The sequence below is a fragment of the Frankia sp. BMG5.23 genome, from assembly GCF_000685765.2.
Taxonomy (GTDB): Bacteria; Actinomycetota; Actinomycetes; order Frankiales; family Frankiaceae; genus Frankia; species Frankia casuarinae.
The window spans coordinates 1-8,454 of the sequence record NZ_JDWE01000094.1 but is presented as its reverse complement, the minus strand read 5'-3'; the positions used below and the strand labels follow the sequence as shown (position 1 = coordinate 8,454).

The window sequence follows — 8,454 nt, the reverse complement described above, 5'->3', positions numbered from 1 at the left end:
ACCCCAACCCCAGTGTCATTCCACTCCTCCACCACCCGCACCCACTCAGCCGCACCCAACACCGGCACCTGGCTCACCCGCAACGCGGGATCGGCGGCCACCGCGTCCAACACGGCCACCAGGCGCTCCGCCACCTTCTGCACCGTGGGCCGGTCGAACAGGTCGGCCGCGTAGCCGACGGTCCCACCGATCCCCGCCGGTTCACCGTCGGCGCCACGGTGCTCGGCCAGGCTGAACGACAGGTCGAACTTGGCGGCGTTGACCCCGGACCTGTGCGGTTGGATGGTCAGCCCCGGCAGCTCCCAGCCGGTGTCCTGCGGGGTGTTCCGCAACCCGAGGGACACCTGGAACAGCGGGTGCCGCGACAACGAGCGGGCCGGGTAGAGCTCCTCGACCAACCGCTCGAACGGCACGTCCTGATGGGCGTAGGCGGCCAGGTTCCGCTCCCGCACCCGGGCCACCAGGTCGTTGAACGAGGGATCGCCGCCGACGTCGGTGCGCAGCACCAGCGTGTTGACGAAGAAGCCGATCAGGTCATCCAGGGCGGCCTCGCCCCGGCCCGCCACTGCGGTGCCGATCGGGATGTCGTTGCCCCCGCCAAGGCGAGACAGCAGCAGCGCAACTGCGGCCTGCACCACCATGAACAGCGTTGCCCGCCGCCCCCGGGCCAGCCGGACAAGCCGCTCGTGGGTCTGCGCGCCGATCCGGATCGGCACCGCGCCGCCCGTGAAGCTCGGCACCGGCGGGCGCGGGCGGTCGACCGGCAGGGCCAGCTCCGCGGGGATGTCGGCGAGTGCCTCCCGCCAGTACGCGAGCTGCTCGCTGATCAGGCTCGCCGGGTCGGACAGATCGCCCAGCACCGCGCGCTGCCACACCGCGTAGTCGGCGTACTGGAGCGGCAATCTGGTCCACTGCGGTACCCGCCCACGCAGCCTGGCGGTGTAGGCCACCGACAGGTCGCGGGCCAGCACGCCCATCGACCAGCCGTCGGAGGCGATGTGGTGCGCCACCAGCAGCAGCACGTGCTCCCGGGGGGACAGCGTGAACAGCCGTACCCGCAGCGGCGGCTCGCTGCCCACGTCGAACCCGCGCCCCAACTCGGCGGCCATCAGCGACGGCAGCTCCGCCTCGGTCACCGCCACCATCACCAGTTCCGGGCGGCCCACCGTCTCGTCCAGCAGGTGCTGACCCGGCACGCCGTCGACGTCAGGGAAGACCGTCCGCAGGCTTTCGTGACGCGCCGCGACGTCGGCCAGCGCGGCCTGCAGCGCCCACCGGTCGAGCTGCCCGGTCAGCTTCAGCGCGAGCGGCACGTTGTAGACCGCCCGTCCCTCCTCCAACTGGTTGAGGAACCACATCCGGGCCTGGCCGAACGACAGCGGCGCCGGGTCCGGCCGTACCCCGGCAACCAGCTCGGGCCGCGAGCGGCCACCGGCCTCGACCACACGGGCCACCGCCGCCGGGGTGGCGCCGGTGAACAGGGTGCGGATTCCCACCTCGACGTCGAGGACGGCCCGTACCCGGGCGAGCAGCCGCATCGCCAGCAGGGAGTCGCCACCCAACTCGAAGAAGTTGTCGTCGGCCCCGATCCACTCCAGCTTCAGCACGTCGACGAACAGCGAGCACAGCACCTCCTCGATCGGCGTGCGCGGCTCGCGCCCGGTCGCCATGCGGCCGAAGTCCGGCGCGGGCAGGGCCGCCCGGTCCAGCTTGGCGTTGCCGGTCAGCGGCAGCTCCGCCAGCGGGACGACGGCGGCGGGGACCATGTAGTCCGGCAGCCGTCCCGCCGCGTACCTCCGCACCGCGGAGCCCGTCACGCTCTCCCCCTCGGCGGGCACCACGTAGGCGACCAGTTGGCTGTGGTCGGCCTGGCTGGTGTGGGCTACCACCGCGACCCGCGCGACCCCCGGGCAGCCGGACAGCACGTTCTCGATCTCGCTCAGCTCGATCCGGAACCCGCGGATCTTCACCTGCGTGTCGGCCCGCCCCAGGAAGACCAGCAGCCCGTCACCGGTCCACCGGGCCAGGTCCCCGGTCCGGTACATCCGCTCGCCCGGCGTGCCGAAGGGGCAGGCCACGAAGCGTTCCGAGGTGAGGCCTGGCCGGTTCAGGTAGCCGCGGGCCAGCCCGCCGCCGGCCACGTACAGTTCTCCCCCGACGCCGGGCGGGATCGGCTGCAGGAAGCCGTCCAGCACGTAGATCCGGGTGTTGTCCAGCGGGCGGCCGATCGGCACCGACGCCGGCACCTGGTCGCCCGCGGTGAAGGGGAGGTGGGTGGCGAAGGCGGTCGTCTCGGTCGGCCCGTAGGTGGACCGCACGACCATGTCCGGATGGGTCTCCAGCAGAGTCCTCACCGCGGCCGCCGAGACCACGTCGCCGCCGGTCGACACCTCGCGTACCCCGGCGAAGATGTGCGGGGTCTGCTCGCCCAGCGCGGCGAACAGGCCGGCGGTCGCGTGGACGTTGGTGATCCGGTGGGCGGCGATGAACCGCTCCCGGTCGGCGGCATCCAGGTCACCGGCCGGCGCGACCACGACGGTGCCGCCGCGCAGCAGCGGCACCCACACCTCGTAGGTGGAGGCGTCGAAGGCGTGGTTGGCCTGCACCATGACCCGCTCGGTCACCTCGGCGGGCCAGGCGCCATCCAGGCAGAAGCCGACCACGTTGCCGTGGGTGACCGCCACTCCCTTCGGCACCCCCGTCGATCCCGAGGTGTACATGACGTACGCCAGGTTGGCCGCGGCCGGGGCAACCGGGAAGGGGCCGTCGCCGGCCGGCACCTCCGAGGGGACCCGGACGATGTTGGCGGCGGGCAGGCCGCCCTCGCGGGTCATCGGGTGGTCGATCGTGGCCTGGCCGACCAGCAGCGCCACGGGTGCGGCCTCGGCGATCACGGCCTTCATCCGCTCCAGCGGGTTGGCGGCATCCAGCGGCACATAGGCGGCGCCCGCCTTCACCACCCCGAGCAGCGCCACCACCAGCTCGGCCGACCGCTCCATCAGCACCCCGACCAGGCTCTCGGTGCCCACGCCGAGCGTGGCCAGCAGACGGGCGAGCCGGTCGGCGCGCGCGTTCAGCTCCTGGTAGGTCAGCGTGACGTCCCCGTCGATGGCGACGGCGTGCGGATGCTCGGCGACGCGTCGCTCGAACGCCGTGACCAGCGACCCGGCGTCCACCGGCACCGCGGTGTCGTTCCACCGCCGGATCACCAGATCCCGGCCCGTCTCGTCCAGGATGCCGACCGTGCCGACACGGGCGGCCGGGTCGGCGGCGATCGCCGCCAGCACCCGCACCATGGCGGCGGCCAGCCCCTCGGCCATCTCCCGCTCGTACACCTCGGGCTGGTAGGACAGCCGCAGCTCCAGCCGGTCCCGGCCAGGGACCACGGCCAGCGCGAGCGGATAGTGCGGCGCCTCGTGCCCCCCGGCCGGGGTGATCGTCAGGTCGCGGTCGTCAGCCATCGCGGAGACCCACGACGAGTCGAGCGGGTAGTTCTCGTAGGCCAGCAGCGTGTCGAAGGTGGCGCCGGGGCCGGTGATCCGCTGGATCTCGGCAAGGCCCAGGTAGTGGCAGGACATCAGCGCCGTCTGGCGGGCCTGCAGCGCCGTAAGCATCTCGGCGACCGGCTGGGCGGGGTCGAGCGGCACCCGGATCGGCACGGTGTTGATGAACAGGCCTACCATGTCCTCGACCCTGGGCAGTTCGGGCGGGCGGCCCGCCACCACCGCGCCGAACACCACGTCACGGCGGCCGGCCAGGCGGCTGACCAGCAGTGCCCAGGCGCCCTGGACGACCGTGTTCATCGTCAGCTCATGACCACGAGCGAGGGCCCGCAGAGCTGCCGTCAGCTCGGGGCTCACCGAGGTGTTCACGCGCTCGGCCGGCTGCGGCTCGCGCACCGGATCGGGCTGGGCCACCAGGGTCGGCTCGTCCGTCCCGGCCAGCTCGACCCGCCACGCCTCACGGGCGGCCTGGCGGTCCTGGCGGCCGAGCCACTCCAGGTAGTCCCGGTACGGCGAGACCGGCTTCAGCCCGCCCGTCGTGCCTCCGGCCTGGTAGACGGCGAACAGCTCCCGCGTGAACATCGGCTGCGACCAGCCGTCCAGCAGGATGTGGTGGATGGTGAGCACCAGCCGGTGGCGCCGCGCACCGAACCGGATCAGCAGGAAACGCAGTAGTGGCGGCTGCGCCGGATCGAACCCGCGGTCCCGCTCCTCGGCGGCCAGCCGCATGGCCTGTTCCAACGCCGCTTCTTCCGCCAGGTGCGCCAGGTCGACCTCACGCCACGGCAGCCGTACCTTCCTGGCGATCACCTGCACGGGCTGGTCCAGGCCGGAGAGCTGCTGGAACCCGGCCCGCAGGTTGGCGTGCCGGTCCAGCAGGGCCTCCCCGGACGCCCGCAGCAGCGCCGGGTCCAGCGGCCCGGTCAGATCAAGGTCACGCTGGCCGGAGTAGACGTCGCCGGTCCGCCCGTCGTAGAGCGTCTGGAAGAGCAGGCCCTCCTGTAGCGGGGACAGCGGCCACAGATCCTCCACGTCGAGCTGGCTCACCGGGCTCTCCTCTCGTGCGTGTTCCGCGCTAGTTCGGCCGCCACCACGTCGAGCTCGCCCTGCGCCATGGCGAGCAGCGGGAAGTCGGAGGGGGTGTGCCCGCCCGCCTCGGGGCGCGCGGCGTGCTCGGCCAGCCCGGTCAGCATCGCCACCCATCCCTCGGCGAGGGCAGCGACCCGCGCCTCGTCGAACAGGTCGCCGGGCCAGGACAGCAGGACGGTGAGCTCCGCGCCCGCCGGGCCGTCGCGCACGACGCCGCCGGCTTCCAGCGCGTAGGAGGCGGGCAGGGTACCGGTGTCGCCGCCCAGACCGAGCTGCCACCAGTCCGCCTGCTCGTCGCCCTGGGCCCTGGGCGCGACGGTGAAGCGGCCCATGTAGTTGAAGCCGATCTGTGGGGTGGGTAGCGCCGCGAGGACCGGGCGCGTGTCAGGGTTGAGGTAACGCAGCAGCCCGTAGCCGAGGCCGTCGCCCGGCACGGCACGAAGCTGCTCCTTGACCTGCTTGACCGCCTGCCCCGCGGCGTCGCCGCCGGCGCGTATCCGGGCGAAGTCGGTGCTGCCGGGGTCCAGCCGGACGGGATGGATCTCGGTGAACCAGCCGACCGTGCGCGACAGGTCCACCCCCTCGGCCAACGGCTCACGGCCGTGCCCCTCCACATCCACCAGCACCGGGCCGGAAGTCCCCCGCCACTCGTTGACCGCCACCGTGAACCCCGCCAGCAGCACATCGTTGATCCCGGCATGGAACGCCGCCGGAACACTGGTCAGCAACTCGGCGGTGACCTCGGAGGGCACACTCCGCGACACGCGGCGCATGTCAGCCGCGACGTCCCGGTCCGGGTCCAGCGGGCGGCCACCGATCAGTGGCTCCTCCACCGCCAGCATCCGCTCCCACCGCGGAAGCTCGGCCGCCCTGTCCTGGGCCTGCGCGGCGGCCAGCAGCGCCCAGCGCCGAAACGAGGTGCCAACCGGGTCAAGCTCCACCGGGCTGCCAGCGGCCACCGCCCGGTAGGCCGCGGCCAGGTCCGGCACCAGCACCCGCCAGGACACGCCGTCGACCACCAGGTGGTGTGCCACCAGCAGCACCCGGCCCGGAAGCTCGCGGCCCCGGTCCAACCACACCACCTGGACCATCACCCCGGCCCGCGGGTCGAGGCGCTCGGCGGCGGCCCGGCCCTGTACCGCCGCCAACTCGGCGAGCTCGTCGTCGTCCAGGCCCACCGCCTCGACCCGCCGCACCAACTCCCCGGCCACCGACCCCACCGACCCGGCGGCGGGGATGTCAAGCCGCCACGACGCGGTGTCGTGCTCGTCGGGGCAGACCAGCCTGGCCCGCAGCGCGTCGTGATGGTCCAGCACGGCCTGGACCGCGGTGTTCAGGTGATCCTGGTCCAACCCGGCCGGGACCACGGCGAGGACCGACTGGGAGTACCGCCCGGCCAGCCCGGCCAGGCCCGCGTGCCCGGCCATCCGGTGCATGACCGGGGTGAATGGCACCTCGCCGACCCCCACATCCTCCGGCCCGCCACCACCGGCACCCTCACCCGCCACCACGGCCAGCGCCGCCGGAGTCCTGCACTCAAATACCTGACGAGGCGTAATCACCACCCCCACCCGGCGGGCACGAGCAACAAGCTGCATCGACACGATCGAGTCACCACCCAAATCGAAGAAACTGTCCTCGACCCCGACCCGCTCCAGATGCAGCACCTCCGCGAACAAACCACACAACACCTCCTCCACCGCGGTACGCGGCTCCCGACCACCCACCCGATCCGCAAAATCAGGAACCGGCAACGCCACCCGATCCACCTTGCCATTGACCGTCAACGGCAAAACCGGAAGCACCACCACCACCGCCGGCACCATGTACTCCGGCAACCGAGCAGCCGCAAACCCCCGAATCCCAGCAGTATCAACCGCCACCCCCCCAGCCGGCACCACATACGCCACCAGACGCCGCTGACCCGGCAGATCCTCCCGCACCACCACCGCAACCTGACCCACCCCCGGACACCCCGCCAAAACCACCTCAACCTCACCCGGCTCAATCCGATAACCCCGCACCTTCACCTGACTATCCACCCGGCCCACATACACCAACTGACCCGCACCAGACCAGCGAACAAGATCACCAGTCCGGTACATCCGCCCACCCCCGAACGGGCACGCCACAAACCGCTCCGCCGTCAAACCCGGCCGGTTCAAATACCCCCGCGCCACACCCACCCCAGCCACATACAACTCCCCCACCACACCAGACGGCACCGGCTGCAGAAAAGAATCCAACACAAACACCCGCGCGTTACGAATCGGCCGCCCGATCGGCACCACACCCCGACCAACCACCTCCCCCGGCTCCACCCGATACTCCAGACACCCAACCGTCGCCTCGGTCGGCCCATACTCATTGACCACCACCGCCGCCGGATGACGCCCACGCCAGACAGCAAGCATCTCCCCGGTCAGCTGCTCCCCACCCACCACAAGATGCCCCGCACCCACCGACACACCCGACTCAGCCAACAACCGCAGATGACTCGGCGTCACCTTCACCAACAACCGCTCCCCCGACCCGGCAGCCAACTCCCCAACAAACACACACCCCCCCGACAGCAACGGCCCGAACAGCGCCGTCACCGTCAGATCAAACGCCACCGACGAATGCAACAACGACCCGCCAGCCACACTCGGATACCGCTCCCCCACATGCGCCAGATAATTCACCACCGACCGATGAGAAACCACCACACCCTTCGGCACCCCCGTCGACCCCGACGTATACATCACATAAGCCGGATCAGCCACCGACAACGGCCTCAACCGACCCGGAACCGTCGCCGGCCGCGCCGCCACCACCCCAGCCGTCCCAGCCTCATCCACCACCACCCGAAACGCGGAATGCTCAGGCAACAGACCCTCCGTCGCCACCGTGCACACCACCGCCACCGGACCCGCATCATCCACCATGAACCCCACCCGCGACGCCGGATAATCCGGATCAACCGGCAGATACGCCGCACCAGCCTTCAACACCGCCAACACCGCCACCACCAGATCCACCGACCGCGGCACCACCACCGCCACAATCCCCCCCGGCCCCACCCCCCCAGCAATCAGATGCCACGCCAACCGATTCGCCGCCGCCTCCAACTCCCCATACGACAACCGCACATCCCCATCCACCACCGCCAACGCACCCGAAGACACCACCACCCGAGCCTCAAACAACCCCGGCAACGTCACCCCCGGCACCACCGCACCCGTCGCATTCCACTCCCCCACCAGCCGAGCCCGCTCAACCTCCCCCAACACCCCCACCCGACCAACAAGCACCCCACCATCCGCCGCAATCACCGCCAGAATCCGCACCAGCCAGTTCAGCAATTCCCGGGCCGCGTTCAGGTCGTACAGGTCCGGCCGGTAGCTCAGCCTCAGTCCGAGCTGGTCGCCACCGGGACTCACCGCCAGCGTGAGCGGATAGTGGGTGGCGTCCCGGCCTCCGGCGGGAGCGACGGCCAGCCCGCGGCCGTCCGCCGGACCGGACGGGTCGACCGGGAAGCTCTCGTAGGCGACGAGGGTGTCGAAGGTGGCGCCGGGCCCAGCGAGTCGCTGGATCTCGGTCAGCCCCAGGTACTGGTGGGGCATCAGCTCCGACTGGCGACCCTGCAGGTCAGCCAGCATCTCCACCACCGGCTGGGCCGGGTCGAGCGGCACCCGGACCGGCAGCGTGTTGATGAACAGCCCCAGCATGTTCTCCACGCCGGGCAGCTCCGGGGGCCGTCCCGCGACGACCGCCCCGAACACCACGTCACGGCGCCCGGCCAGGCGGCTGACCAGCAACGCCCACGCCCCCTGCAGCACCGTGTTCAACGTCAGGCCATGGCGGCGAGCCAACTCGCGCA

At 71.5% G+C, this 8,454-nt stretch carries 2 protein-coding genes; both read right to left on the bottom strand.

The window, feature by feature from the left end; genetic code table 11:
- On the bottom strand, positions 1–4,550 hold a 4,550-nt coding region (locus BMG523DRAFT_RS21120), incomplete at its 3' end, for a non-ribosomal peptide synthetase (protein WP_043592137.1).
- Positions 4,547–8,446, bottom strand: coding sequence for an amino acid adenylation domain-containing protein (locus tag BMG523DRAFT_RS25515; RefSeq protein ID WP_255353903.1), 3,900 nt, complete (start codon positions 8,444–8,446; stop codon positions 4,547–4,549). The genes BMG523DRAFT_RS21120 and BMG523DRAFT_RS25515, both read right to left, overlap by 4 nt.
- Between the last annotated feature and the right edge of the window lie 8 nt (positions 8,447–8,454).